Below are 26906 nucleotides of genomic sequence, written 5' to 3'. Positions count from 1 at the left end.
AAAACGACGTTTGTGCCAAGACCGGGGGAATTCCGGGACAACAGTGTGGCCGGGTGACGCGGGGCTCAGGCGGTGAGCGGGTCCGGTTCGTCGTCGACGGCGCTGTCGAGGTCGGCGTAGACGTCGAAGAGCCGGCGTACGCCCAGCGCGCCGAGCACCCGGTTGACGTGCGACCCGTCGGACGCGCCACGGGCGGGCAGGATCAGCCGCAGCCGCCCCTGACAGGAGCGCACCAGCCGGCGGGCGGCTATCAGCACGCCGACGCCGCTGGAGTCGCAGAAGAAGACCTCGGAGAGGTCGAGGACCAGACTGTGGTGCCCCTCGGCCACCACGTCGTGCACCCGCTGGCGCAGGACGGGCGAGCTCATGAGGTCCAGCTCCCCCGCCACCCGGAGCACGGTCCACTCACCCTGTTCGACGCCGGTCACCTTGAAAGCCACGGCCCTGCCCTCCGCTCGCCGGACTTGCGGAACCACCCGGAAACGGAAGCAGTTCCTACGCTTCTTTCCGCGCGGCTGCCCAGCGGCCGTTCCCCGAAACACGAACGGGCAAACGAAAGCCGATCACCTATGAGCTTGTTTCGGTCACTTGCGATCGTGTTCGATCTGGAGTGGGGAGAGAAGGAACGGGCAGCTGCGACTGAAGGGGCGAAGCGGGGCAAGGTCCACTACCACCCGGCCGCCTTCGGGGGGCGCACATTGCCATAAAGGGGCGTGCGTTGTCAGATGTGCCGACTACATTCGAGGAGACGTCGGATCCACGCTGGACACGGGCAGGCACACGGGCAGGCACACGCCCGTCACGCACAGGGAGGGGGCCGCATGGCGAAGAAGGACGCACCGCTCCGCTGGGACCGCAGGATGCACCAGCGGCTCGTGCGCGGCGAGGCCGCCGCCCTCGGCGAGCTCTACGACCGCTTCGCCTCCCTCGTGCACGGACTGGCCCACCGCGTCCTCGGTGACGAACGCGCCGCCGACGGCATCACCCGCGAGGTCTTCGCCCACGCCTGGGCCCACCCCGACACCTACGACCCCCAGCAGGGCACGCTGCGCTCCTGGATCGCCGCGCTGACGCACCGGCTCGCCGTGCAGCGGCTGCGGGCCACCGAGAAGGCCGCGCTCACCCGGCACGGCGAGGGCAGCACGGAGGAGCTGGAGCGCAAGGTGCGCCGCGCCTCGGTGGCCGCCCGCGCCGACTACATCGTGCACTCCATGCCGACCCCGCTGCGCGCGGCCCTGGAGCTGGCCTACTTCCAGCGCCGCGACTACCGCCAGACCGCGCACGACCTGGGCGTCACCGAGGACGAGGCCCGGCGCCGGCTGCGCCTCGGCCTGCAACTGCTGTCCACCGCCCACGACACCGGCACCCCGCCGCCCGAGTACGGAGGTGCGGTGTGACAGGCCGGCCCGAGGAGCACGACGAGCCCGCACGGCCGGTGGACCCGCCGCGCATACCGCCGCCGCGGGTCTCGGTCGAGGACGGCGGCCTGCCGCTGCCCGCGCCCGCGGAACCGGACACCTTCCGCGGCGGGGCGCTCGTGCTGCCGCACGACGTGCTGAAGGCGCTGCTCGGGGCGTGGGCGCTGGCCGCCTGCTCGCCCGAGGAGGCCGCCGCCGTCGAGGAGCACCTGGGCGGCTGCGGCGGCTGCGCGGACGAGGCGCGGCGGCTGCGCGAGGCGGTCGGCCTGCTGCATCCCGCGGAGAGCCTCGACCTGGACCCGGCGCTGCGCACCCGCGTCCTCACCGGCTGTCTGGAACTGCGCCCGCCGAGCATCCCGGTGCCGGAGTGGGCCGCGCCCTACGACGCCGAGAGCGCCCGGCTCGACGCGCTGCTCCAGGACATCGGCGACGCCGAGTGGCATGCGCCGGTGCGGCTGCGCTGGTTCGAGGACGACGCGCCGACCAGCCGCCGTACCACCGTCGCCGGGGTCATCGCGCATCTGCTGACGGTCGACGGGCTGGTGGCGGCGGCGCTCGGCCTGGAGGACCCGCTGGGCGAGGCGGCGGCGAAGGCCTCGGGCCCGCAGGCCCGCACCGAGTCCTTCTGGCGGGCGTCCACCTTCCCGCCCACCCGGGCGGTACGGCCGCACTGGCGCGAGCAGACGCATCAGCTGGTGCGGGCGGTGTCGTTCACCGGTGCGGACGGCGAACCGCCGGTGTCGTACGGGGACTTCGCGCTGCCGCTGCGGGACGCGATGCTGGACCGGGCCTTCGAGTGCTGGGTGCACGCGGAGGACATCGCGGACGCGGTGGACTATCCCTACGATCCGCCCGCTCCGCGCCATCTGCACCGGATGATCGATCTGGCGGCGCGGATGCTGCCGGCGGTGCTGGCCGCACGCCGGCAGGCGGGGCTGGCGGCGCCCGCCGCGTCCCGGCACCTGGTCACGGCGGGGGCGCCGGGGCGCAGCCTGCGGCTGGAGATCGAGGGGTCGGGCGGCGGCGAGTGGCTGATCCCGCTGGACGCGCCGGGGGCGGTGGGCTCCGCGGACCACGAGGTGGCGCATGTCGCGCTGGACGGGGTGGAGTTCTGCCGGCTGGCGGCGGGCCACGTGGTTCCTGCGGAGGCTGCGGCGGGTCAGGCGGGCGACCGCGAGGCCATCACGGAACTCCTCCAGGCAACAGCCTCCCTGAGCCGCCTGTAGCCCCTGGCCGCCCGCGCAGTTCCCCGCGCCCCTGGAATCCTCAGGCCCGGTGGGGCTCGTTCGCGCGGTTCCCGCGCCCCTCAATTCTGCGGCTGAGTGGGGGCCGGTCGCGCAGTTCCCCGCGCCCCTGACGGCGCGCACCTGCCCGGGCCCCTGAAAGGGGCGCGGGGAACCGCGCGATCGACCACGACGGACCGGCAGGTGTACGGGGGCGCGGGGAACGGCGCGGATGAGGGGCGCCGGGCCGCACCCCGGAAGGGGCGCGGGGAACTGCGCGACCAGCCACGACGGGCCCGCAGATATGCAGGGACGCGAGGAACGGCGCGAACAAGCCCCGCCCGGCCGCCCATTCCCCAGGGGCGCGGGGAACTGCGCGACCGGCCACGGCGAACCCGCAGAATTCAGGGACGCGGGGAACGCCGCGGACAAGCCCCGCCCGGCCGCACATTCCCCAGGGGCGCGGGGAACTGCGCGATCAACCATGACGAACCCGCAGACGATCAGGGGCGCGGGGAACTGCGCGATCAGGGGTCGGCCCCAGGTGGACGGGGGTCCCGCGGAGGGACGGGCAGAGCGCGCCGCGGGCGGCTACGCGAAGACGACCGTCCGCCGCCCATTCAGCAGAATCCGCCGCTCCGCATGCCACTTCACCGCCCGCGCCAACGCCTGGCACTCCACATCCCGCCCGATCCCGACGAGTTGGTCCGGCGTCACCCCGTGCCCCACCCGCTCGACCTCCTGCTCGATGATCGGCCCCTCGTCGAGATCCGCGGTCACGTAGTGCGCCGTCGCCCCGATCAGCTTCACACCCCGCACATGCGCCTGGTGATACGGCTTCGCACCCTTGAAGCTCGGCAGGAAGGAGTGGTGGATGTTGATGATCCGCCCGCTCAGCTGCTTGCACAGGTCGTCGGAGAGGACCTGCATGTAGCGCGCGAGAACGACCAGTTCGACGTTCTCCTCCCGCACCAGCTCCAGCAGCCGCGCCTCCGCCTCCGCCTTGTTGTCCTTGTTCACCGGGATGTGGTGGAAGGGCACGTGGTACGACTCCACCAGCTCGGCGAAGTCCGTGTGGTTGGAGACGACGGCCGCGATCTCCACCGGCAGCGCCCCGGTCCGCGCCCGGAAGAGCAGGTCGTTCAGGCAGTGGCCGAACTTGCTGACCATCAGCACGATCCGCATCCGCTGGTCGGCCCGGTGGATCTGCCAGTCCATGTGGAAGGAGTCGCCGATCGCGGCGAAGCTGGCCCGCAGCTTGTCCACCGTCACCGGCGGCTCCGCCGTGAAGTGGACCCGCATGAAGAACAGTCCCGTGTCGTGGTCGCCGAACTGCTGGCTGTCCTCGATGTTGCAGCCGGTCATGAACAGATAGCTCGACACGGCGTGCACGATGCCCTGCTTGTCCGGGCACGACAGGGTGAGGACGTACTGGTCGGCGGAGGCGGCCGCGCCTCGGGTGGGCTGCTCGTTCATGCAGCACAGGTTCCCACACGGACCCCGCCCGGCCCATGCCCGTCCGCTTGCCGGACCGACAGGCCCGTCCGCCGGACCCCAGCGCCGGGCGGACCGCGAGGCGAACCGCCGGGCGGACCTCTAGGCGGACCGCGTCATGATCCGCAGCACCTCGAGCGTGCGCGGCGGCGCGTCCGGGTCCTCCTCGTCGGCCGTCGCCATCCGCACGTGCGCGTCCCGGGCGGCGCGCACGGCCTCCGGCCAGGCCTGGTGCTCCACGTACGCGGCGACCGGTGCGTCCGGCCCGACCTGGTGCATGATCCGCAGCACCCGCAGCACCGCGGTGTCGACGAGCGCCGCCTCCTGCGAGTCGCGGAAGATCGTACCGACGTACTTCTCGGCGGACCAGTTGTCCAGCCAGGTGTCCTCGACGAGGCGGTACACGGCGTCGGTGACGTCCCCGTACCCCTCGACACCGGCCAGCCAGACGTTCTGCTGGAACACCGGATCGGAGAGCATGTGCAGCGCGGAGCGCACATTGCTGCGCCAGCGCCACCACGGCATGTCGTTGAGTGGCATGCCGCCCATGGTGGATGAGCGACGGCCGCGACGGGAAGTGTTCTCCGAACCTTGCACGGTCACCGATCGTACGTTCTTCACCCCACGTGTCTCACCACCCCCTGTAATTCACCTGGCCGTCACCGGCCATTGACCGTGAGTCACTCCAGTATTTTTTGTGTGGCGGAATCGTGCGTGTCCATGACCGGCAGGCGACACAAGCGCAGCACCTTCCTCCCCTTTTCCACACGGCCCGCCCGGAGATCACGTCCCGCCTGGAGAGCCCTGGCTCTCTCCGCGGGCGCGACGGTGGCGAGCGTGTCGCTCACCGCCGGATGCGGGGTCATCCCCGGTGTCACGGGGGGCTCCGGGGATGACTCGATCACCGTCATGACCTGGGCACCGTCCGACACCGACGCCACCAACAAGCCGGGCATGCCGGCGCTGGCGCAGGCGTACGCGAAGTGGATCAACTCCCACGGCGGGCTCAACGGCCGCAAGCTCAAGGTCCTGACCTGCAACGAACGCAACGAGGCGGTGGCCGCCGCCCGGTGCGCCCGGCGCGCGATCGACGAGAACGTGGTCGCCGTCGTCGGCTCCTACAGCCAGTACAGCGACTCCTTCATGCTGCCGCTGCAGGGCGCGGGCATCCCCTACATCGGCGGCTACGGCATCACCGAGGCCGAGTTCACCAGCCCGATGTCGTACCCCGTCAACGGCGGACAGCCCGTGCTGCTGGCGAGCCTGGGCCGCGAGCTGGCCTCCACCTGCGGTTCCATAGCCCTGATACGGCCGGACAGCATCGCGGGCGACGAACTGCCGCCCCTGCTCGACGCGGGCCTCAAGGCGGGCGGCCACCACGACGCCGTCGACCAGCTCGCCGAGGACGACGCCACCGAGTACTCCGGGCAGGCCGACAAGGTGCTCAAGGCGGCCACCTCCGACCCGACGGCCAAGGGCTGCGTGGTGCCCGCGCTCGGGGACCGCAACGGCACCTTCATGGACTCGTTCCAACGCGAGCGGGCGAACTACCCGGCGGTGCGGACCGGCACCATCGGCGGTGACGTCGACCAGACCGTGATCAACGAGAGCGGCGGTCAGTCCGGGCCGTACGAGGGGGCGTACATCACGGGCTGGTACCCGGTGGCGAGCGACGCCCGGTGGGACCAGATGAAGAAGGTCATCAACGCGGAGGCCTTCGGCGACAACCGCATCGACCCCGCGGACGCCGGCGTCCAGACCACCTGGATCGCCTACACCGTGTTCAAGCAGGTGGTGGACTCCCTCACCGGTGAGGTGAGCTCCGACACCGTCCGGCACGCCCTCGACAAGGGCTTCAAGGCCGACACCGGCGGACTCACGCCCACCCTGGACTGGGGCAGGAACAAGAAGCTCGCGGCCGTGGGCTTCCCCCGCCTGGTCAACACCAAGGCGACCCTCCAGGTGGTCAAGGACGGCGTGCTCGTCGCCGCCCGGAAGGGCTTCGTCGACGTGACGAACTCCCTGGAGGACGCGGACATCGACTGACCCCGGGCCACGGGGTCCGGGACACGAGTGAGGCGGGCGGCACCCGGTGCCGCCCGCCTCACTCGTCTCCTACGGCCGTTGCCGCGCGGCCGCGCCGCTACAGCTGCGTCCGCTGGCGCTGGGTGAGGCCGTACTTCTGCGCGATCGGGTTCCACAGCTGCGCGGCCTTGGTCTTCTGCTGGCTCGCGGTGCCGCTCGCGGTGTTGCCCGCCTGGGTCTGGCCGGTGGAGCGGGCCTGCCCCTTGTGGCAGCCCTTCTTCCCGGCGACCTGGTCGGCCCACTGCGCGTAGTGGTCGTCGGCCGCGGCCGACGCCTGCCAGCCCTTGGTGAGGGCGTCGGCCAGGGCGGCGTGGTCCGGCAGCTGGTCCAGGGAGAGCTTCGACAGCCGGGTGACCAGCTCGTTGCGCTGCTTGGAGGCAGCCCGCAGGTCCGAGGCGGCACCGGCGAGGTTGTTGCACTGCTTCACGTCCGCCACCGCGTTGATCACGGACGTACGGCTGCTGCCGCTGTCGGCGAGCAGCTTGTCCAGCGCGACGGCCTGCGCCTTGGCCGGATCGCCGCCGCCCGTCTGCGCGCCGGACGAGGCCGACACCGAGGCGGCGGCCGAGCTGCCGGCGTTCTGCGTGTCGTCGTCCCCGCCACCGCCGCTGAGCAGGGCGCCCGCGCCCACGCCCAGCACCACGATGGCGACGCCTATCGCGGCGATCAGCGGCACCTTGGAGCCGGTGCGCCGGCCGCCGCCGTCGCCGCCGCCGCTCGGGCCGTCCTCGCCCGGACCCGCCGGGAAGTACGACGGCTGCGCGTACTGCTGCTGGGGCTGCTGCTGCGGCTGCTGGTAGCGGGGCGGCTGCTCGGCGTAGCCGCCCGGCGCGCCCCGCCCCGAGTCGCTGCGGAACAGGTTGTCGAACTCGGCAGGCGGCTGCCGGTCGCCGCCGTCGTCCTGGCCGCCGTAGGGCTGCGCGGGCACCGGCGGAAGGTACTGGGTGGCCTGGGCGTCCGGGTGCCCCACCTCGGGCGGCAGCGCGCCGGGCAGCACCGGGGGCAGCATCTGGGTGGCGCCCTCGTCGCCGGGCCCCGGGTAGCCGCCCGCCGGACCACCGGCCGCCACCGGCGGCAGGAACTGGGTCGCGCCCTCGTTCATGGGGCTCGCGTAGGGCTGACCGCCCGGACCGCCCGGACCGCCCGGACCGACCGGCGGCAGGTACTGGGTCGCCCCCTCGTCCGCGGGCATCGGCCCGGCCTGCGCGTACGACGACTCGCCGCCGTACGACGACTCGCCGCCGTACGGCGCGTGCTGCCCCTGCGGCGCCATCGCGCCCGGCTGGGACGGCACCCCGGGGGCGGCCTGCTGCGCGCCCCAGGTCGACGTGGCGGGCGCGTTGCCCCACGGGTCCTGGTCGGGGGTCCCGGGCCAGGCCTGGGCCTGCTGCGGCGCGGACGCGTACGGCTGCTCGGGCCCCCAGCCGTTGCCCCACGCCTGACCGTTCTGCGGAGCGGCGGGCTGCCCGACCGGCGGCTGCCCGACGGGGCCGCCCGGCATCCCGGGCAGCAGAGGTTCACCACCGTCGGAGGGCAGCACGATGCCTTCGCGCGCGGTCCGCGCCGAGGGCTGCTCGCCCTGTCCGCTCTGCGTCACCGGGACTCCTACGAATGGGGGACCTTGGGAATCTGGCTCACGGTACCGGGTCCCCCGAGCCCGGTGCCATGCAGGACAGGTCCTGACCGGGTTCCCTGTGACCGCATCGACAATCCGGGCCCGCGACGCGCCTTCCGCCCACCTCCCTCACGTCAATCGCCCGTACCCCGGGCGTTCACCGACCCGGGCAGGGCCCATGACCGGTGCGGGGGCGGCGAGTTCGCCCGGCCGCCCCGCCCGGTCCCGGGCTCACGCCGCCTGCTGCAGCTCCAGCCGCGCCCCGAACTCCCGGACCACCGACTCCTCCCGGAACGGCTCCAGCCGCTGCTGGAGGTCCTCCAGGTACTCGGCGCCCCGGTTGGAGCGCAGCCCCTGCAGCAGTTCGATCGCCTTGAGGCCGGTGCTGCACGCCTGTTCCACCTCGCGCTGCTGCACCTGAGCCGTGGCCAGCAGGACATAGCCGATGGCCCGCCGCCGCGCCCGGCTCTCCGGATGCCCGGCCAGCGACTCCTCCGCGCACCGGGCCGCGGCCTCGGCCTGCCCCAGATCGCGGTGGCAGTGCGCCAACTCGTCCGCCAGGTACGCCTCGTCGAAGTGCCTGATCCACGGCGGGTCGTCGCCGGAGTCCGGGTCCGCCGCCTCCAGCGCGCTCACCGCGCGCCCCGACGCCAGCTGCGCGGCGCGCGCGTCGCCGAGCAGCGCGTGTCCGCGCGCCTCGGCGGCGTGGAACATCGCCTCGGCCCGCGGGGTCACCCGGCCGCGGGCGCCCTCCTGCGCCGCCCGCGCCAACTGGGCGATCTCACGCGGGTTTCCGAGCTGTGCGGCGAGATGGCTCATCGACGCGGCGAGCACATAGCCGCCGTAGCCGCGGTCGCCCGACGCTTGGGCCAGCCGCAGCGCCTGGATGTAGTAGCGCTGGGCCAGGCCCGGTTGCCCGGTGTCGACCGCCATGTACCCGGCCAGCTCCGTCAACCGGGCCACGGCGGCGAACAGTTCGCGGCCGACGGCCTCCCGGTAGGAGCCCGCGAGCAGCCCGGAGACCACGCTGTTGAGGTAGTGCACGACGACCGGGCGCACATGCCCGCTGCCGTACTGGTGGTCCAGGTCGGTCAGCGCCTGCGTCATCGCCCGCACCGCGGCGACGTCCGCCTGCCCCACGCGCGGCCCCGCCGAGCGGGCCACCTGGGTGTCCGGCGCGGTGATCAGCCAGTCGCGGCTCGGCTCGACCAGCGCGGACGCGGCGACGGACGAGCCGGACAGGAAGTCTCTGCGGCCCACGTCGCTGCGCCACAGCTCGCAGACCTGCTCGATGGCGCCCAGGACCGTCGGCGAGAACTGGAGGCCGACGCCGGACGCGAGGTTCTTGCCGTTGGCCATGCCGATCTCGTCGATCGTGACCGTCCGGCCCAGTTTGCGGCCCAGCGCCTCGGCGATGATCGCGGGGGCGCGGCCGCGCGGCTGCTGTCCGCGCAGCCAGCGCGCCACCGACGTCTTGTCGTAGCGCAGGTCGAGACCGTGCTCCGCTCCGCACATGTTGACGCGGCGGGCGAGCCCGGCGTTCGAGCACCCCGCCTCCTGGATGAGCGCCTGCAACCGTTCGTTCGGCTGCCGCGCGACAAGCGGCCTTGCGGCCATTGGCGTACCCCCTGAGGCTGCGGTGCCTGCCCACGCACCGAGTTGTGTCGTCTTCCCTGACCCGGGCCTTCGCGCCGTGCGGCGAGGAGGTCCGACCGTGAAGATCAATGCCCCGCCGACATACCGGTAATGCGGGACATGCGAGGATTGCCGGGGTAAAGGCGGATGCCACCCCCTGTAGGTGGCTACCCGGGACAGGTGGTGGTTCCTCCCGCGCGCCCCCATCCGTGCACCCATGCGCCCCAGTTGCCGAACAAGTGCTCCTCCCCCGCGCGCGCTACGGCCGTAACTCCAGGTGGACTCCGGAGTTGTGTGGGGCGTGGAAGAGACGATCACAGGCGCCGACACCGCTCAGATCCCGCAGCAGCGCGGGGAATCGCTGCTGGAGACCGCAGTTCGCTATGCCGAGGAGCGCCACTGGGACGTCTTTCCCGGTACCTGGCTGGAGACGGCCGACGGGGTGCAGCGCTGCTCCTGCGAGGACGCCGGGTGCGCGGCGCCCGGCGCGCACCCCACGCGCGCGGACTGGGCGGCCCAGGCCACGGGGAGCGCGACGGTCGCCCGCCGGATGTGGCAGAAGCAGCCGACCGCCTCGATCCTGCTGCCGACGGGCCGTACCTTCGACGTGATCGAGGTGCCCGAGAGCGCCGGGTTCCTCGCGCTCGCCCGCATGGAGCGGATGGAGCTGACGCTCGGGCCCGTGACGCTCTCCCCGGACCGCAGGATGCGCTTCTTCGTGCTGCCGGGCGCCTCCGCGAAGGTGCCCGAACTGCTGCGCAAGATCGGCTGGTCGCAGTCCTCGCTCGACCTGGTCGCCCTGGGCGAGGGGGCGTACGTGGCGGCGCCGCCCACCCGGTTCGCGGCCCGCGGGGCCGTGCAGTGGGCCTGCCGCCCCACCCCCGCCAACCGCTGGCTGCCGGACGCGGAGGAGCTGATCTCGCCCCTCGCCTACGCCTGCGGCCGCGACCGCTGATCGCACCGGTCCCGTCGGCTCCTGCTCCCCGCGGGGGCCGACCCGTAGGGTTTCCCGCATGACGGACGCATCAGGCGCGGGGACGCCCGCCGTACGCGTGCAGGGGCTGTGGAAACGGTTCGGGCAGCAGGTGGCGGTCGCCGGGATCGATCTGGAGCTGCCCGCGGGGAAGTTCATCGGCCTGGTCGGCCCGAACGGGGCCGGCAAGACCACCACGCTGTCCATGGTCACCGGGCTGCTCCGGCCCGACCAGGGCAGCGTCTCGGTGGTCGGGCACGACGTGTGGCGCGACCCGGTCGCCGTGAAGGCGCGGATCGGCGTGCTGCCCGAGGGGCTGCGCCTGTTCGAGCGGCTGTCCGGCCGCGAACTGCTCTCCTACTCGGGCCGGTTGCGCGGACTGCCCGGCGCCGAGGTCGACAAGCGGGCCGCGCAGCTGCTCGACGTGCTCGACCTGGCCGGCGCCCAGCACAAGCTGGTCGTCGACTACTCCACCGGTATGCGCAAGAAGATCGGGCTCGCCGCGGCCCTGCTGCACAACCCCGAAGTCCTCTTCCTGGACGAGCCGTTCGAGGGTGTCGACCCGGTCTCCGCGCAGATCATCCGGGGCGTCCTGGAGCGCTACACGGCCTCCGGTGCCACCGTCGTCTTCTCCTCGCACGTGATGGAGCTGGTGGAGTCGCTGTGCGACTGGGTCGCCGTGATGGCGGCCGGGCGCATCCGGGCGCACGGCACCCTGGACGAGGTCCGCGGCGAGGCCCCCACCCTCCAGACGGCGTTCCTCGAACTGGTCGGCGCCCGGGGCCGGGACGCCTCCTCGGACCTGGACTGGCTGGGCGGCGGGGCCCGATGACGGCCGGCACCACCTCCGTCGTCGTACGGCTGAAGCTGTCGCTGCTCCGTAACGGGCTGCGGCAGTCCGCCGGACGACGGGCCGCCTACGTCTTCTCCGCGGTCCTCGCGCTCCTGTTCGCCGCGGCGCAGCTGCTCGGGTTCGTCGCGCTGCGCGGGCACGCGCACGCCGACGCCGTCGCGGTCCTCGCCACGGCCGTGCTCGCGCTGGGCTGGACGGTGATGCCGCTGTTCTTCCCGGGCGGCGACGAGACCCTGGACCCGACCCGGCTGGTGATGCTGCCGCTGCGCCCCCGGCCGCTGGTGCGGGCGCTGCTCGCGGCCTCGCTGGTCGGCATCGGCCCGCTGTTCTCGCTGCTGGTGCTGGCCGGCTGCGCGGTGTCGGTCGCGCACTCCGCGGCGGCCTGGCTCGTCGCGGTCGTCGCGGTCGCCCTCGCGCTGCTGGTCTGCGTGGCGCTCGCGCGGACGGTGGCCACCGCCAACATCCGGCTGCTGACCAGCCGTCGGGGGCGCGACCTCGCGGTGCTCAGCGGCCTGGTCGTCGCGATCGGCGCGCAGGTGGTCAACTTCGGTGTCCAGCGGCTCGGTTCGTCCGGCCTCGGGCAGCTCCAGCCCGTCGGGGACGTGCTGCGCTGGGTGCCGCCCGCGTCGGCGATCGGCGCGGTGGACTCGGTGAGCACGGGCTCCTACGGCGTCGCGGCGGCCCAGCTGGTGCTGAGCGCGGCGGCGCCGGCCGTGCTGCTCGCGGTGTGGGGCCGCAGCCTGACCCGGCTGATGACCACGCCCGACGCCTCCACCCTCCAGGCCGCCGAGCCCGCCGGCCGCGACCGCTCCCGTACGGGCCTGGCGCGGCTGCTGCCGGGCGGGCGCACCGGCACGGTCATGGAGCGCAGCCTGCGCTATGTCTGGCGCGATCCGAAGACCAAGGCGGCGTGGGTGACCTCGCTCGCCATCGGTCTGATCGTGCCGGTGTTCAACGCGCTCCAGGGCACCGGCTCGATCTACTTCGCCTGCTTCGCCGCCGGGATGCTCGGCATCCAGATGTACAACCAGTTCGGGCAGGACACCTCGGCGTTCTGGCTGGTCGCGACGACGATCTCCTCGCCGCGTGACGCCTACGTCGAGCTGCGCGGCCGCGCGCTCGCGCTGCTGGTGATCACCCTGCCGTACGCCACCCTCGTCACGACGCTGACGACGGCGCTGCTCGGCGACTGGCCGAAGCTGCCCGAGGTGCTCGGGCTGTCGTTCGCGCTGCTCGGCGCGATGCTGGCGACCGGGGCGTGGACGTCGGCGCGCTTTCCGTACTCGATCCCGCAGGAGGGCCACAAGAACGTGGTGCCCGGTCAGGCGGGGCTCGCCTGGATCTCGATCTTCGGCGGGATGGTCTCGGCGGCTCTGCTGTGCGCTCCGGTGATCGCCCTGACGATCTGGCTGAACGTGAGCGAGGGCGGGGACGGGTGGAGCTGGGCGCTGTTGCCGGCCGGCGGGCTGTACGGGGCCGGGGTGACCCTGCTGGGCCTCCACCTGGCGGCTCCCCGCACGGCGACCCGCCTACCAGAAATCCTCCTGGCAGTAAGCAAGACCTGAACCCCGAGCCCCGCCCCCTCCACGCAGTTCCCCGCGCCCCTCAAGTGCCTCCCCCGCGGGTGGGTGGGGGTTGTTCGCGCAGTTCCCCGCGCCCCTCACATGCCTCCCCCGCGGGTGGGCGGGGGTTGTTCGCGCAGTTCCCCGCGCCCCTTGAATGACCCCTGCGGGCTCGTCGTGGCTGGTCGCGCAGTTCCCCGCGCCCCTTTCAGGGGCGCGGGGAACTGCGCGAGCAACCCCCACCCAGCCGCACTTTCCCAGAGGCGCGAGGCACCACACGAAGAAACCCCGCCCAGCCACACACCCCCCAGGGGCGCGGGGAACTGCGCGAACAAGTCCCGCCCCGCCGCACATCCCCAGGGGCGCGGGGAACTGCGCGAACAGCCCCCACCCACCCGCAGGTGACCAGGGGCGCGGGGAACTGCGCGGGTGAGGCCTAGCGACCCGCAGCCGACCACCGACGCGACGCGACGCGAGTCACGCCGTGTGGACGGCATCCAGGAACGGCTCAATAGCCGCCCGCCAAGCCTCCGGCTGGTCGTAGTGGACAAGATGCCCCGCCTCAGCCACCTCCGCATACTCGCCAAGAGGCAACACCCGCACCATCTCCTGCGCCTCCGCCCGCCCCAGCTCCCCGTCGAGCCCCCGCACCACGAGTGCGGGGCATCGCACCTGAGCCAGTTCCTCCCAGTGCGCGTCGTGCACCCAGGTCTCGCGGGTGCGCAGCATCTGGTCGGGATCGAAGACCGGCCGCCAGCCGTCGGCGGACTCGTGCATCACCTCGGCGTAGAACTCGCCGCGCGCCGCGCTGGGGCGCTCCACCCAGGGATCGTCCTCGCCGAACCACTTCCGGACGTCCGCGAGGGTGGCGAACGGCGTCGGCCAGGACCGGAACCAGTCCGCCCACTCGCGCTGCGAGGCGGCGCCGAGCGGGGAGGCCCGCATGTCGCAGATGATCAGACCGCAGACCAGGTCGGGGCGGCGCGCGGCCAGCTGCCACGCGGTGAGCGCGCCCATGGCGTGGCCGATGAGGACGGCCGGGGCGAGCGCGAGCTGTTCGAGCGCCGCCTCCGCGTCCTCGACATACGCCTCCCGGCTGAAGGCGGCCTGCGGGGGCTTCTCGCTCTGGCCGTGGCCTCGCTGGTCGAGCGCGATGGCGCGCCGGCGCCCGGAGAGCCAGCGGGCGGTGGACGCCCAGTGCGAGGCGCGGCCCATCAGGCCGTGGAGTAACAGGGCGCCCGGGGGCCCGTCGGGATCGGCGCGGCCCCCGGGGCGACGGCCGTCATGGTGCTGCCCGCCGGCGTACGCGCCGGAACGCCCGTCCGGACCGCCGTGGTCGTGTCCCGCGCCCTGCGCCGGAATGGCGTACGCCGAGATCTGCTGCGGGTCGGCCTTGGGAGGGTCTCCGAACTCCCAGGCCGCGAGGCGTACGCCCCCCGCTCCGGTCACGTCGATGCGCCGCGCCATTGGCCCTGGCACCCCCTAGCTCCGCTCGGACCACTCGCTCCAGCTGTCCTGCCCCGATCTGCTGCCGCTGCGGCCCGCACGGTCCCGTGCTTCCCCGGTGCCTCCGGCGGGAACCTCGGCTGCGGATCACCGCGAGCCTCTCGAGCCTATCGAATACGTATTCGAAAATGGGGTCTCCGCGGACAAACCCCCTCGTTCGAGTGACCACTCGCGAGGAATGATCGACGCCGACGCGGGGAGATCTTCTGCGGGGGGCGGACCGCTCGGGGAAACCGGTCCGCGGGGACTGACCCTGGGAGCTCGGGGCTCCGGGTCAGCACAGGGGAGGACAGGCCCCGGCGCCATGCGGCGCCGGGGCCCTCCTCACGACTGCGGCACATCCTCCCCGCCCCCTCAGGTCCTCTGCCTTGCGCGTTCAGCCTCGCACGCATACGGCCGAAGCGCTGCGATTCGCGCCACTGAATCTTGGATTCACCCCGTCCGAAACCGCACCTCAACTTCCTCTCATCGAGCGGAAGTTGACAGATGTTCACGTCCTTGGCGCGGAAGGGCCCCGGACCGCTCAGCGCTTGGCGACGAAGACGTGCGAGGCGACCTCGGACTCCAGCTCGGCCGCCTCGCCGCCGCTGCCCACCAGCACCCCGCCCGCGGACTCGGTCACGCTGACCACCGAACCGGGCTGCACACCCGCCCGCCGCAGCGTGTACATCAGCTGGGCGTCCGTCTGGATCGGCTCGCCGATGCGGCGCACCACGACCGTCTTGCCGTCCGCGCCCGGGTCGAGGTCGGCCAGCGAGACCATGCCCTCGTCCAGGAAGGGGTCGGCGCCGTCCTTCTCGCCCAGTTCCTCCAGGCCCGGGATCGGGTTGCCGTAGGGCGACTCGGTGGGGTGGCGCAGCAGCTCCAGCACCCGGCGCTCCACGGCCTCGCTCATCACGTGCTCCCAGCGACAGGCCTCCGCGTGCACCTGCTCCCACTCCAGGCCGATCACGTCGACGAGCAGACACTCCGCGAGCCGGTGCTTGCGCATCACGCGCGTCGCCAGCCGGCGGCCCTCGTCGGTGAGCTCCAGATGCCGGTCGCTGGCCACCGAGACGAGGCCGTCCCGCTCCATCCGCGCCACGGTCTGGCTGACGGTCGGTCCGCTCTGGTCGAGCCGCTCCGCGATGCGGGCGCGCATCGGGACCACACCTTCTTCCTCCAGCTCGAGGATGGTGCGGAGATACATCTCCGTGGTGTCGATCAGTCCGGACATTCGTGCCCCTCGTTACCTCTGCCGGGAACTCGACGGCTCACCGGCGCGTGCGCTGGCCCTGGATGTCAATTCTGACGCATACCACCGACAACCGTGCCGCGCCGTTGAAACCAAGCGGTTACAGGCAGGTACGCGGCGGGGACTCCGTATTGACAGCGCTGTGGTCCAGACCGCACCGTGATCCGCGACACGTTCGCGGGGCGGCACCGTCCGCGGGCCTGTGCACCTGACTCCGCGGACACGTTCACCCGCCTCGAAGGGACCCCCGCGCATGACCGACGGCACGCTGGCCGGAGAGTTCTTCGACGCGGCGATCGGGCTGCTGCAACAGGTGCGGGACGAGGGGGCCGACGCGATCACCGCGGCCGGCACGCTGCTCGCCGACACCGTGCAGGGGGGCGGGCGGCTGTTCGCGTTCGGCGCGGGGCACTCCTCGCTGCCCGCCCAGGACGTCGTCTACCGGGCCGGCGGGCTGGCCCTGATGAACCTGCTCACCGTCCCCGGTGTCGTCGGTGTCGACGTGATGCCCGCGACGCTCGGCTCGGCGCTGGAGCGCGTCGACGGACTCGCCTCGGCCGTCCTCGGCACCTCGCCGCTGCGCGCGGGCGACACGCTGGTGATCATCTCTCTGTCCGGGCGCAACGCGCTGCCCGTGGAGATGGCGATGAGCGCCCGCGCGCTCGGTGTGAAGGTCGTCGGCCTGACGTCGGTGGCCTACGCCGAGGAGACCAAGTCCCGGCACGTCTCGGGGACGTATCTGAGGGACCACTGCGACATCGTGCTCGACTCCCGGATCGCCGTCGGCGACGCGGAGCTGACCGCGCCGGGCATCCCGGCACCGTTCGCGCCCGCCTCGACGGTGGTCACCTCGGCGATCATGCAGGCGGTCGTGGCCACGGCGGCGGGCATCCTCGCGGACCGGGGCATCGAGCCGCCGCTGTTGCGCTCCGGCAACGTCGACGGCGGCCACGAGTGGAACACCCGGGTCATGGAGCAGTACCGCGACCGGATCTTCTACCGCCCCTGACCCGGACCGACCGCCGACGCCCGCGCCCCTTGAATGACCCCTGCGGGCTCGTCGTGGCTGGTCGCGCAGTTCCCCGCGCCCCTGACGGGGCACACCTGCCCAAGCCCCTGAAAGGGGCGCGGGGAGCTGCGCGAGCAACCCCCACCCAGGGGCGCGGGGAACTGCGCGACCAGCCCCCACCGACCCGCACCAATGATCGACAGGGGCGCGGTGCCGGGGAGGGCCGCCGCGCGCTCAGCGCCCCGGCATTCCCGCCAGATCCAGCGCCGCAGCGATCCGTACGGCCACATCCTCCGCATACGTCGCGTCCGCCCGCTCGAACCGGCTGCGGCCACCCCCGCGCAGGAACGTCACGACGCCGAGGGTGCGGCCGCGACTGCGCAGCACCGCGCACAGCGCGTGCACCGAGTCCTCCGGCCACTTGCGGGCCAGAGCCCACTCGCGGGCCCGCTCGGCGGCCGCGCCGCCCGCGTCGGCCCGCACCGAGCCGGTCCGCTCCACACACTGGAGCGCCGGGTGCCCGTCGTCGTAGCGCACCGGGATGCCGGACCGGCCGGCGAGCACGCTCGGCCCCGGCGCGCCCGCGGGCGTCGCCGCGACCCGCACGAGCCGGACCGGCCCCGCGCTCTCCCCGGCGGCCGGCGCGCCGCCCGCCACCCGGTCGATCAGCGCGTGGTCGGCGAACCCGGCGAGCGCGAAGTCGAGATGGACGGTGGCCGCCTCCACCGGGTCCTCGCACTCGGCCGCGGCGCGCGCGGCCCGGTGCAGCTGGCTGGCGCGGAACCGCAGCAGCGCCGCCTCCTGCTCGTTCTGCTTGGCCTCGGTGACGTCCTGGAACAGCCAGCCCACACCGAGCGGGACCGGCTCCTCCGCGAGCGGCGAGGCCAGCCGCAGGAAACCGTTGCGCCAGCAGCGCCGCTTCTCGCCCTCGGCGGTGCGCACGCTCACCCACAGCTCGGCGGGCGCGGGCGGCGCGCCCTCGGCCAGCACATGGGTGAGCGCGCCCTCCAGCTCGTCGACGCCCTGGGCGAGCAGCTCGCCGAGCGGGCGGCCGAGCGCGGAGGTGCGCCCGATGCCCAGCGCGCGGGCCGCGAACGCGTTCAGCACGGCGGGCCTGAGGTCGGCGTCGACGAGGACGACGCCCCAGGAGGCGTCCTCGAACAGGGCCTCGCTGAGCGCGATGGAGCGCTCCAGGTCGATCTGTGTGTGCACCTCGCTGAAGGCGCAGTACACCCCGGCCGGGGTGCCGTCCGGGCCGCGCACGGCCGCCGACTGCGTCCGCACCAGGACCCGGCCGCCGTCCTTGGTGAGCAGCGCGAACTCGTGCACCTGGCGTCCGGGGGCGTGCATCGCGGACAGCAGCCGCTTCTCGACCTCCTCGGCGTCGGCGCTGCGCACCGCCCAGCCGGCGAGGCCCGGCCGTCCGACGGCCTCGGCCGCGGTCCAGCCGAGGATGCGCTCGGCCTCGCGGTTCCAGTGGGTCACCGCCCCGTCCGCGTCGAAGGCGCACAGGGCCGCGTCCATCCCGTCGAGCAACGCCGCGAGCAGCTCCGGACCGCCCGAGCCGTCGGCTCCGTCCCGACCGGGCTCGGGCTCGTCCGGCCCCAGCTCGTCGGTGGTCCCACTACGCCGGGAAGCACTCACCTGGACCCCCTGCACGCTGCGTCCGCACGAACGGCGCGTCGGTTCGCTCACTGGTCATCATTCAACTCGACCGTGACGCAGCACACAGCGGGTTCCCACAAGATTGAGGGAATCGTTGTACGCCGTGCGGGGGCCGTTCCTGCCGAATGGCCCAGTTTTGCACCTTCCGCGACGGCCGTCGAGCAGCGCGCGTAGACCTCGATCCCGATCCGCGAAAAACCCCTTGAGCGCTTCGCGTCGGCTTCGTAGTGTGTGGTCACCGAAGAGAGGAGGTGGTTCGGAGCATGTATGCATCCCGGACGTCGGAGGTGGCTGCGGGCTAGCGCCCGTCACCACACCTGTGCGGTGCCGGACCGACGTGTCCTCGAAACACGCAGCCGGCCCAATCCCAAGCAGTCACCCGACCCGCGAGCTCGCCGGTACGTCCGGCCGGCTCCTCCGCCGCAGGGCGGAGGGACCCGAGCTCGCGGGTCGCCTGCGTGTACGGCCCTTCTCCGGCCCCCGGCCCCGGCCCCGAGCGCCTCAGGGGCTGAGGCGCTCCACCCGCCAGTCGCCGTTCGCCTCGGCGACGTAGCGCAGGCGGTCGTGCAGGCGGTTCTCGCGGCCCGCCCAGAACTCCACCGTCTGCGGGGCCACCCGGAAGCCGCCCCAGTGCGGCGGCACCGGCACCTGTTCGCCCTCGGGGTAGCGGGCCGTCAGCTCCTCGTACACGGCGTCCAGTTCGGCGCGCGACTCGATCACCGCGGACTGGGTGCTCGCCCAGGCGCCGAGCTGCGAGCCGTGCGGGCGGGTGCGGAAGTACGCGGCGGTCTCGTCGCGGCCGGTGCGGCGCGCGGTGCCGGTGACGACGACCTGGCGGGCCATCGGGTGCCAGGGGAAGACCAGCGAGACATGCGGGTTCTCGGCGAGGTCCCGGGCCTTGCGGGAGTCGTAGTTGGTGTAGAAGACGAAGCCCTGGTCGTCGTAGTCCTTCATCAGGACCGTGCGTGAGCTGGGGCGTCCCTGGGCGTCCGCCGTGGAGACGACCACCGCGTTCGGTTCGTACACCAGTCCCCGCGCGGCGGCCGACACCGCCTCCTCGAACCATCGGGTGAACTGGTGCATGGGATGCGCGGCCAGGCCGGTCTCGTCGAGGCCCTCGGCCCGGTAGTGCGCGCGCATCGCGGCGGGGTCGAGGAGGGGATCACGATCGGTCACGCGGTCATCTTGCCGTATGGACGCCCGGTCCCGGCCAGGGCGCCCGCCGTCCCCTCGATCCGGCGTCGAGCGGCAATATGTGGCACTGAGTGCCGCTCACCCTCCCCAACGGTGGCACTCGGAGATATCGTTCAAGTGCCGTCCCGGTGCTGCGCGCACCCGTCCCCGGTGCGCCCCCGTTCCCGTTTCCCGCAGAACCGATCCCGCACCCGCACCCCCCACCCGCCGTACCCATCGTGAGGAGCCGCCTGATGTCCGACTTCGTACCCGGGCTCGAAGGAGTCGTCGCGTTCGAGACGGAGATCGCCGAACCGGACAAGGAGGGCGGCGCCCTCCGTTACCGGGGCGTCGACATCGAGGACCTGGTCGGTCATGTCTCCTTCGGCAACGTCTGGGGCCTGCTCGTCGACGGTGCCTTCAACCCCGGACTGCCGCCCGCCGAGCCGTTCCCGATCCCCGTGCACTCCGGTGACATCCGCGTGGACGTCCAGTCCGCGCTCGCCATGCTCGCGCCCGTGTGGGGCCTGAAGCCGCTGCTCGACATCGACGAGCGGCGGGCCCGCGACGACCTCGCGCGCGCCGCCGTCATGGCCCTGTCGTACGTCGCCCAGTCCGCGCGCGGCCAGAGCAGGCCGATGGTGCCGCAGCGGGAGATCGACAAGGCGCAGTCGGTCGTCGAGCGCTTCATGATCCGCTGGCGGGGTGAGCCGGACCCGAAGCATGTCGCGGCCGTCGACGCCTACTGGACCTCCGCCGCCGAGCACGGCATGAACGCCTCCACCTTCACCGCCCGGGTCATCGCCTCGACCGGCGCCGATGTCGCGGCCGCGCTCTCCGGGGCGGTCGGCGCGATGTCCGGCCCGCTGCACGGCGGGGCGCCCTCCCGCGTGCTGGGCATGATCGAGGAGATCGAGCGGACCGGCGACGCGGTGGGCTACGTCAAGAAGGCCCTGGACCGCGGTGAGCGGCTGATGGGCTTCGGGCACCGGGTGTACCGGGCCGAGGACCCCCGCGCGCGGGTGCTGCGGCGCACGGCGCGCGAGCTCGGCGCTCCGCGGTTCGAGATCGCGGAGGCGCTGGAGAAGGCGGCGCTGGAGGAGCTGCACAACCGGCGGCCGGACCGGGTGCTCGCCACGAACGTGGAGTTCTGGGCGGCGATCATGCTGGACTTCGCGGAGGTGCCGGCGCACATGTTCACGTCGATGTTCACGTGCGCGCGGACGGCGGGGTGGTCGGCGCACATCCTGGAGCAGAAGCGGACCGGTCGCCTGGTGCGGCCTTCGGCGGAATATGTCGGTCCGCGTGCGCGTCGGCCGGAGGACATCCCCGGGTTCGCCGGGGTCGCGCACTGACGCGGGTTGCCGGGGCGCGTGGGCGAGTGCCGACTCGTTCGGGCTGATCGCGCGGTTCCCCGCGCCCCTTCGGGCGCCGGACTACTCCAGGGCCGTGTCCAGGAGGGTGGCCCATTGGGCTACCACCCGGTCTCGGCGGGCTGTGTCGTCCGTGAGGAGGTTGGCGAGGCCGAGGCCGCGGGCCATGTCGAGGAGGCCCTGGACGCTCTCGCGTACGCCCGGCCGGGACTCGTCGGCGCCGAGCAGGTCGACGGCGATGCGGTGGGTCTCGCGGCCGACCCGGGCCTCCAGCTCGGTGACCCGGGCGCGCAGCTGTTCCTCGTCGGACGCGGCCACCCACAGGTGCAGGGCGGCGCGGAACAGCGGCCCGGTGAACAGGTCGACGAGGGCGCGGACCACCGCGCGGCGGTCGGCGGCGCCCTGCGGGAACAGATCCCGCAGGGCGCTGGAGCGTTCCTCGGCGACGTACTCGACGGCCGCCGTGAACAGGTCCTCGCGGGTGGGGAAGTGATGCTGGGCCGCGCCCCGGGAGACGCCCGCGCGCTCGGCGACGACGGACACCGTGGAGCCCGCCCAGCCGTGCTCGGCGAGGCAGGCCACGGCGGCCTCCAGGAGCCGCTGCCGGGTGGCCCGGCTGCGGTCCTGCTTGGGAGCGCGGTCGACTGCGGTCATGCCCATCCCGGTCTCACACCACCCATGCGGGGTCCCGTCGTTCGAGGAAGGCCGTCATCCCCTCGCGGGCCTGCGGGGAGGCGAACAGCCGGGCCGAGAGCGCGGTGAGGTCCGCCGCGTCCCGGTCGAATGCCTCCAGCACCCTAGCCGTGAGCAGCGCTTTCGTCGCGGCCAGGGCTTCGGGCGCGGAGCGCCTGAGCCCGTCCAGGACCGGTTCGAGTACGGCGTCCACGTCGTCGCCCGCCGCGGTGAGCAGCCCGGTGCGCACGGCCTCGGCGGCGTCGAAGCGCTCGCCGGTGAGGTAGAGGCGGGCGACGGCGCGCGGGTCGGCGCGGGCCAGCACCGGCAGCGAGATGACGGCGGGCGCGACACCGATGCGGACCTCGGTGAAGGCGAAGCTCGCCGCGCCGGAGGCCGCCGCGATGTCGCAGGCCGCGAGGAGGCCGAGGCCGCCCGCGCGGACATGCCCGGTGACCCGGGCGACGACCGGCTTGGGCAGCTCGACGATCTGCCGGAGCAGGCCGACGAGGGCGTCGGGACGCGGCGGGTCGCGCAGGTCGGCGCCCGCGCTGAAGGTGGTGCCGGTGTGGGTGAGGACGACCGCGCGGACGTCGGCGTCCTTGCCGCAGTCGGTCAGCGCGTCGGCGAGCTCCCCGACCAGCGCGGCCGACAGCGCGTTGCGCCGCTCGACGGCGTCGAGGCTGAGGGTGGTGATGCCGCGCTCGTGGGCGCGGCCGACGAGTGCGGTCATGCGAGGTTCCTCAGTTCGCGGCGGAGGATCTTGCCGGAGGCGGCGCGGGGCACGCCCTCGATGAAGGTGATCCGGCGGACCCGCTTGTAGGGGGCGACGCGCTCGCCGACGTAGAGCATGATCTCCTGCTCGGTGAGGTCCGCGGCGGTGGGCTGGCGGACGACGAAGGCGTGCGGGATCTCGTTGCCTTCGTCGTTGTACGCGCCGACCACGGCGGCGTCGGCGATGCCCGGGTGGGTGAGCAGCAGCGCCTCCAGTTCGGCGGGCGCGACCTGGAAGCCCTTGTACTTGATGAGTTCCTTCACCCGGTCGACGACGAACAGCCAGCCGTCCGCGTCGACGTGCCCGACGTCGCCGGTGTGCAGCCAGCCGTCGGCGTCGATCATCGCGGCGGTGGCGTCGGGCCGGCCGAGGTAGCCCTTCATCACCTGGGGGCCGCGGATGAGGATCTCGCCGGGCTCGCCGACGTCGAGGTCCTTGTCGGGGTCGTCGAGGGAGACGACGCGCATCTCGGTGCCGGCGATGAGCTTGCCGACGGTGCCCGCGGGCGCGTCGTGCATGGCGTCGAGCGGGACGACATGGGTGCCCGGGGAGAGCTCCGTCATGCCGTACGCCTGCCCGACCGGCGGCAGCCCGAGGCGCTGGGAGCAGGCGGCGGCGAGCCGGGCGTCCAGCGGGGCTGCGGCGCTGAGCAGGTACTTCAGCGACGACAGGTCGTACTGGGCGACGGCCGGGTGCTTGGCCAGGGCGAGGACGATGGGCGGGGCGACGTACAGCCCGGTGATGCGGTGGTTCTGGATGGCGGCGAGGAACGTCTCCAGGTCGAAGCGGGGCAGCACGACGACGGTCGCGCCGTGCCGCAGCGGCGCGTTCATCAGGGCGGTCAGGCCGTATATGTGGAAGAACGGCAGGACGGCCAGGATGCGTTCGCCCGGCTCGGCGCCGACGAGGGGTTCGAGCTGGGCCAGGTTGGTGGCGATCTGCCGGTGGGTGAGCATGACGCCCTTGGGCACGCCGGTCGTGCCCGAGGAGTACGGCAGCGCGGCGACGTCCTCCACGGGGTCGATCTCCACCTCCGGCTCGGGCGCGGTGGAGGCCAGCATGTCGAGGACGGAACGGTGGCCGCTCGCGCTGTCGCAGACGAAGATCTCCTCGACGCCGCCCGCGAGTTCGGCGGCGCGGCGGGCGGTCTCCAGGAGCGGGGAGACGGTGACGATCCAGCGGGCCGCGGAGTCCTTCAGCTGTTTGGCGAACTCCTCGGCGGTGGCGAGCGGGTGCACGGTGGTGACCGCGGCGCCCGCGCGGGTGGCGGCGTAGAAGACGGTGGGGAAGGCGATGGTGTTGGGGCTGTGCAGCGCGAGCACGTCGCCCTTGCGCAGGCCGGCCTCGGCGAGGCCGGCCGCGACACGGCGGTGGAACCGGTCCAGCTGCTCGTAGGTCAGGGTGGTGCCGTCGGTGCCGTCGATCAGGGCGGGCGTGTCACCGAACTCGGCGGCGCGGCCCAGGACCGCCTCGTGGATGGGCAGTTCCACGGGCGGGACATCGGCGTACTCGCTGCGGAACATGGTTCCTCCTCGCGCAACGCTGCGGCGGTCAGTACGACTTGGGCAGACCCAGGGTCTGGTGGGAGATGTAGTTGAGAATCATCTCCCGGCTCACCGGAGCTATACGGGAGACGCGGGCCGCCGTTATCAACGAGGCGAGGCCGAATTCCCGCGTGAGCCCGTTGCCGCCGAGGGTGTGCACGGCCTGGTCGACCGCCTTCACGCAGGCCTCCCCCGCCGCGTACTTGGCCATGTTGGCGGCCTCTCCGGCGCCGATGTCGTCCCCGGCGTCGTAGAGGGCGGCGGCCTTCTGCATCATCAGGCGGGCGAGTTCGAGGTCGATGTGGGCCTGGGCGAGCGGGTGGGCGATGGCCTGGTGGGCGCCGATGGGGGCCTTCCAGACGGTCCGCTCGCGCGCGTACTCCACGGCGCGGGCGAGGGCGAAGCGGCCCATGCCGATCGCGAAGGCGGCCGTCATGATCCGCTCGGGGTTGAGCCCGGCGAACAGCTGGAGCAGCCCCGCGTCCTCGTCGCCCACCAGGGCGTCGGCGGGCAGCCGTACGTCGTCGAGCACGAGCTCGAACTGCTTCTCCGCGGCGCTGAGTTCCATGTCGATGGCGCGGCGCTGGAAGCCGGGGGCGTCGCGCGGGACGATGAACAGGCAGGGCTTGAGGGAGCCGGTGCGGGCGTCGGCGGTGCGGCCGACGATGAGGGTGGCGTCGGCGATGTCCACGCCGGAGACGAACACCTTGCGGCCGGTGAGCAGCCAGTCGCCGCTGTCCGGGTCGCGGCGGGCGGTGGTGGTGATCCGGTGCGAGTTGGACCCCGCGTCGGGCTCGGTGATGCCGAAGGCCATGGTGCGGCTGCCGTCGGCGAGTCCGGACAGCCACGCCTGCTTCTGCGACTCGGTGCCGAAGCGGGCGATGACGGTGCCGCAGATGGCGGGCGAGACCACCATCATCAGCAGCGGGCAGCCCGCCGCGCCCAGCTCCTCCAGGACGATGGACAGCTCCGCGATGCCGCCGCCCCCGCCGCCGTGCTCCTCGGGCAGGTTCACGCCCAGGTAGCCCAGCTTGCCGGCCTCCGCCCACAGCTCGTCGGGGTGGCCGCCCTCGGCGGCGAGCGCCGTCAGGTACGCGCGGCCGTAGCGCTTGCCGAGCGCGGCGACCGCGGCGCGGAGCGCTTTGTGTTCGTCGGATTCGATGACGGGACTCATGGGGCTCCTAAGAGAAGGCGACTGCTGGCCGTCTGGAGAGTGCGGGTCGTTCGTGGTCGTTCGCGCAGTTCCCCGCGCCCCTAGGCTTCCTGTACTACCGCCAGCAACATGCCAACCTCGACCTGCTGGCCGGGCTTGGCGTGCAGAGCTGTCAGGGTCCCGGTGACCGGTGCGGAGATGCGGTGCTGCATCTTCATCGCTTCGAGCCACACGATCGGTTCACCGGCCTCGACGGGAGATCCGACCGCGAGCCCCTCGGCGACCTTGACGACCGTGCCGGGCATGGGCGCGAGCAGCGAGCCGGGGGCGCGCTGGGCGGCCGGGTCGGGGAAGCGGGGCAGGACGGTGAGCGCGGTGTTGTTGACGTGCACGCGGTCGCCGTGGCGGGCCACCTCGAACCGGCGCTGTACACCGTCCACCTCGAGGACGACGAGGGCGGCGTCGGCGTGCACGACCCGCACGCCGTCCGCGGCGAGGCCGTCGCGGGTGTGCCGGTAGGCGGCCTCGACCTCCTCGTCGCCGAGGGCGTAGCGCTTGGTCTGCGGCTGCGAGGACAGGTTGCGCCAGCCGCCGAAGCGGGAGCGGCCGTGCGCGTCCGCGAGGGCGGCGGCGAGCGGCGCCCACGGGTCCGGCTCGGGCGTGGTGAGGGCGGCGAGGTGGCGGTCGTAGAAGCCGGTGTTCATGCGGCCGCTCGTGAACTCCTCGTGGCGCAGGGAGCGCACGAGGAGGTCGCGGTTGGTGACGGGGCCGTGGATGCGGGCCCGCTCCAGCGCTCCGGCCAGCTTGCGCACGGCCTCCGCGCGCGTGGGCGCGTGGGCGACGGCCTTGGCGAGCATCGGGTCGTAGTGCACGCCGATCTCGTCGCCGCCGGTGAGCCCGGTGTCCAGGCGGATGGTGTCGGGCACGTCCAGGCGGTGCAGGGTGCCGGTCTGCGGGGCCCAGCCGCGCGCCGGGTCCTCCGCGTACAGGCGGGCCTCGACGGCGTGGCCGCGGGGCGCGGGCGGTTCGGCGTCCAGGGCGCCGCCCTCGGCGACGGCGATCTGGAGCGCGACCAGGTCGACGCCGAACACGGCCTCGGTGACCGGGTGTTCCACCTGGAGGCGGGTGTTCATCTCCAGGAAGTGCGCCCGCTCGCCCTCGACGAGGAACTCCACGGTGCCCGCGCCGGCGTAGTCGACGGCGCGCGCGGCGCGCACGGCCAGCGTGCGCAGCTCCTCCTGGAGCGCGTCGGACAGGCCGGGCGCGGGCGCCTCCTCGATGACCTTCTGGTGGCGCCGCTGGAGGGAGCAGTCGCGGGTGCCGAGCGCCCACACCGTGCCGTGGGTGTCGGCGAGGATCTGCACCTCGACGTGGCGGCCGCCTTCGAGGTAGGGCTCGACGAAGACCTCGCCGTCCCCGAAGGCGCTCGCGGCCTCGGCGCGCGCGCTCTCCAGGGCGTCGCCCAGCTCGTCCAGCAGGCGCACGACGCGCATACCGCGCCCCCCGCCGCCCGCGGCCGCCTTCACCAGCACCGGCAGGTCGGCCTCGGTGACGTCGGTCAGGGACGCGAGCCCCATGAGCTCCTTGGCGCGGGTCTTGGACGCCATCGCCTCGATCGCCTCGGGCGGCGGGCCGATCCAGGCCAGGCCCGCGTCCAGGACGGCGCGCGCGAAGTCGGCGTTCTCGGAGAGGAAGCCGTAGCCGGGGTGGACGGCGTCCGCGCCGGCGGCGACGGCCGCCTTCACGATCAGGTCGCCGCGCAGATACGTCTCCGCGGGCGCCGCGCCCGGCAGCCGTACGGCCGTGTCGGCCACGCGCGTGTGCAGCGCGCCCGCGTCGGCGTCCGAGTGCACGGCGACCGTGCGGATGCCGAGGTCGCGGCAGGTGCGGAAGATGCGGCAGGCGATCTCGCCGCGGTTCGCCACCAGTACAGAAGTGATCATG

Annotated in this window: 22 protein-coding genes; 8 read left to right on the top strand and 14 right to left on the bottom strand. The window is 73.2% G+C overall.

The genetic code is table 11. The features are described 5' to 3' along the window. Nucleotides 1-65: 65 nt before the first annotated feature. Nucleotides 66-440, bottom strand: coding sequence for an STAS domain-containing protein (locus tag WN71_RS00385; protein ID WP_046582447.1), 375 nt, complete (start codon nt 438-440; stop codon nt 66-68). A gap of 381 nt (nt 441-821) precedes the next feature. On the opposite strand from WN71_RS00385, the gene WN71_RS00380 reads away from it, so the two are divergent. Then, complete coding sequence (locus WN71_RS00380; RefSeq protein WP_046582449.1) at nt 822-1397, top strand: sigma-70 family RNA polymerase sigma factor; 576 nt, start codon at nt 822-824, stop codon at nt 1395-1397. After that, nucleotides 1394-2644, top strand: coding sequence for a maleylpyruvate isomerase N-terminal domain-containing protein (locus tag WN71_RS00375; RefSeq protein WP_046582451.1), 1251 nt, complete (start codon nt 1394-1396; stop codon nt 2642-2644). Before WN71_RS00380 ends, WN71_RS00375 begins: the two co-directional genes overlap by 4 nt. Before the next feature lie 588 nt (nt 2645-3232). Here the strand turns inward: WN71_RS00375 and purU are convergent. Both purU and WN71_RS00365 read right to left on the bottom strand, forming a co-directional pair. Then, the gene (gene purU / locus WN71_RS00370) at nt 3233-4117 is read right to left on the bottom strand and encodes a formyltetrahydrofolate deformylase (RefSeq protein WP_046582452.1); all 885 of its coding nucleotides are present in this window, start codon (nt 4115-4117) and stop codon (nt 3233-3235) included. Nucleotides 4118-4237: 120 nt separating this feature from the next. Next, a complete protein-coding gene (locus tag WN71_RS00365) occupies nt 4238-4738 on the bottom strand; it encodes an SCO4402 family protein (RefSeq protein ID WP_079177565.1) in 501 nt (166 codons plus the stop codon). A 117-nt stretch (nt 4739-4855) separates the two neighbouring features. Here WN71_RS00365 and WN71_RS00360 point away from each other — a divergent pair, with 117 nt between their 5' ends. Then, nucleotides 4856-6181 carry an ABC transporter substrate-binding protein gene (locus tag WN71_RS00360; protein ID WP_052742900.1) on the top strand — a complete coding sequence of 442 codons (1326 nt, stop codon included), beginning with the start codon at nt 4856-4858 and terminating at the stop codon, nt 6179-6181. A 97-nt stretch (nt 6182-6278) separates the two neighbouring features. On the opposite strand, the gene WN71_RS00355 is transcribed toward WN71_RS00360, so the two are convergent. After that, a complete protein-coding gene (locus WN71_RS00355) occupies nt 6279-7817 on the bottom strand; it encodes a hypothetical protein (RefSeq protein ID WP_046591309.1) in 1539 nt (512 codons plus the stop codon). Nucleotides 7818-8066: 249 nt separating this feature from the next. Further along, entirely contained in the window at nt 8067-9452 is a 1386-nt protein-coding gene (locus WN71_RS00350; protein WP_046591308.1) for an NsdA family TPR-like regulatory protein, read from the bottom strand. Between the two features lie 319 nt (nt 9453-9771). Between WN71_RS00350 and WN71_RS00345 the strand changes: the two genes are divergently transcribed. Genes WN71_RS00345 through WN71_RS00335 form a run of 3 tightly spaced genes read left to right on the top strand, consistent with a single transcriptional unit; the run spans nt 9772 to nt 12861 of the window. Then, nucleotides 9772-10425 (top strand): bifunctional DNA primase/polymerase, encoded by a 654-nt coding sequence (locus tag WN71_RS00345; RefSeq protein ID WP_046591307.1) that lies wholly within the window; start codon nt 9772-9774, stop codon nt 10423-10425. A gap of 58 nt (nt 10426-10483) precedes the next feature. After that, nucleotides 10484-11275: an ABC transporter ATP-binding protein gene (locus WN71_RS00340; protein ID WP_046591306.1), complete on the top strand. Its 792-nt coding sequence runs from the start codon at nt 10484-10486 to the stop codon at nt 11273-11275. Then, nucleotides 11272-12861: a hypothetical protein gene (locus WN71_RS00335; protein ID WP_046591305.1), complete on the top strand. Its 1590-nt coding sequence runs from the start codon at nt 11272-11274 to the stop codon at nt 12859-12861. Before WN71_RS00340 ends, WN71_RS00335 begins: the two co-directional genes overlap by 4 nt. Nucleotides 12862-13335: 474 nt before the next feature. Here WN71_RS00335 and WN71_RS00330 read toward each other — a convergent pair whose 3' ends face one another. Both WN71_RS00330 and WN71_RS00325 read right to left on the bottom strand, forming a co-directional pair. Beyond that, nucleotides 13336-14325, bottom strand: coding sequence for an alpha/beta fold hydrolase (locus WN71_RS00330; protein ID WP_046591304.1), 990 nt, complete (start codon nt 14323-14325; stop codon nt 13336-13338). Nucleotides 14326-14887: 562 nt separating this feature from the next. Then, the gene (locus WN71_RS00325; protein ID WP_046591303.1) at nt 14888-15580 is read right to left on the bottom strand and encodes an iron-dependent transcriptional repressor DtxR; all 693 of its coding nucleotides are present in this window, start codon (nt 15578-15580) and stop codon (nt 14888-14890) included. 271 nt (nt 15581-15851) lie between these two features. Here WN71_RS00325 and WN71_RS00320 point away from each other — a divergent pair, with 271 nt between their 5' ends. Next, nucleotides 15852-16607 carry an SIS domain-containing protein gene (locus WN71_RS00320; RefSeq protein ID WP_046591302.1) on the top strand — a complete coding sequence of 252 codons (756 nt, stop codon included), beginning with the start codon at nt 15852-15854 and terminating at the stop codon, nt 16605-16607. Between the two features lie 234 nt (nt 16608-16841). On the opposite strand, the gene WN71_RS00315 is transcribed toward WN71_RS00320, so the two are convergent. Both WN71_RS00315 and pdxH read right to left on the bottom strand, forming a co-directional pair. Further along, nucleotides 16842-18251: a PAS domain-containing protein gene (locus tag WN71_RS00315; RefSeq protein ID WP_046591315.1), complete on the bottom strand. Its 1410-nt coding sequence runs from the start codon at nt 18249-18251 to the stop codon at nt 16842-16844. 522 nt (nt 18252-18773) lie between these two features. After that, nucleotides 18774-19448 carry a pyridoxamine 5'-phosphate oxidase gene (gene pdxH / locus WN71_RS00310; RefSeq protein ID WP_046591301.1) on the bottom strand — a complete coding sequence of 225 codons (675 nt, stop codon included), beginning with the start codon at nt 19446-19448 and terminating at the stop codon, nt 18774-18776. A 251-nt stretch (nt 19449-19699) separates the two neighbouring features. Here pdxH and WN71_RS00305 point away from each other — a divergent pair, with 251 nt between their 5' ends. After that, nucleotides 19700-20800, top strand: a complete 1101-nt coding sequence (locus WN71_RS00305; protein WP_046591300.1) for a citrate synthase 2 — start codon at nt 19700-19702, stop codon at nt 20798-20800. Nucleotides 20801-20881: 81 nt separating this feature from the next. On the opposite strand, the gene WN71_RS00300 is transcribed toward WN71_RS00305, so the two are convergent. The 5 genes from WN71_RS00300 to WN71_RS00280 all read right to left on the bottom strand — a co-directional run bounded on the left by WN71_RS00300 (nt 20882) and on the right by WN71_RS00280 (nt 26905). Further along, nucleotides 20882-21472, bottom strand: a complete 591-nt coding sequence (locus WN71_RS00300; RefSeq protein ID WP_206299983.1) for a TetR/AcrR family transcriptional regulator — start codon at nt 21470-21472, stop codon at nt 20882-20884. Between the two features lie 13 nt (nt 21473-21485). After that, nucleotides 21486-22223, bottom strand: a complete 738-nt coding sequence (locus tag WN71_RS00295) for an enoyl-CoA hydratase family protein (RefSeq protein ID WP_046591298.1) — start codon at nt 22221-22223, stop codon at nt 21486-21488. Next, the gene (locus WN71_RS00290; protein WP_046591297.1) at nt 22220-23788 is read right to left on the bottom strand and encodes a 4-coumarate--CoA ligase family protein; all 1569 of its coding nucleotides are present in this window, start codon (nt 23786-23788) and stop codon (nt 22220-22222) included. Before WN71_RS00290 ends, WN71_RS00295 begins: the two co-directional genes overlap by 4 nt. A 28-nt stretch (nt 23789-23816) precedes the next feature. After that, the gene (locus WN71_RS00285; RefSeq protein WP_046591296.1) at nt 23817-24983 is read right to left on the bottom strand and encodes an acyl-CoA dehydrogenase family protein; all 1167 of its coding nucleotides are present in this window, start codon (nt 24981-24983) and stop codon (nt 23817-23819) included. 80 nt (nt 24984-25063) lie between these two features. After that, nucleotides 25064-26905 (bottom strand): acetyl/propionyl/methylcrotonyl-CoA carboxylase subunit alpha, encoded by a 1842-nt coding sequence (locus WN71_RS00280; RefSeq protein WP_046591295.1) that lies wholly within the window; start codon nt 26903-26905, stop codon nt 25064-25066. Nucleotide 26906: the final 1 nt, after the last annotated feature.

The organism is Streptomyces mangrovisoli, assembly GCF_000974985.2.
Classification (GTDB): Bacteria; Actinomycetota; Actinomycetes; order Streptomycetales; family Streptomycetaceae; genus Streptomyces; species Streptomyces mangrovisoli.
Note: the sequence above shows the minus strand (reverse complement) of the source record. Positions and strands in the feature narration are given on the sequence as shown.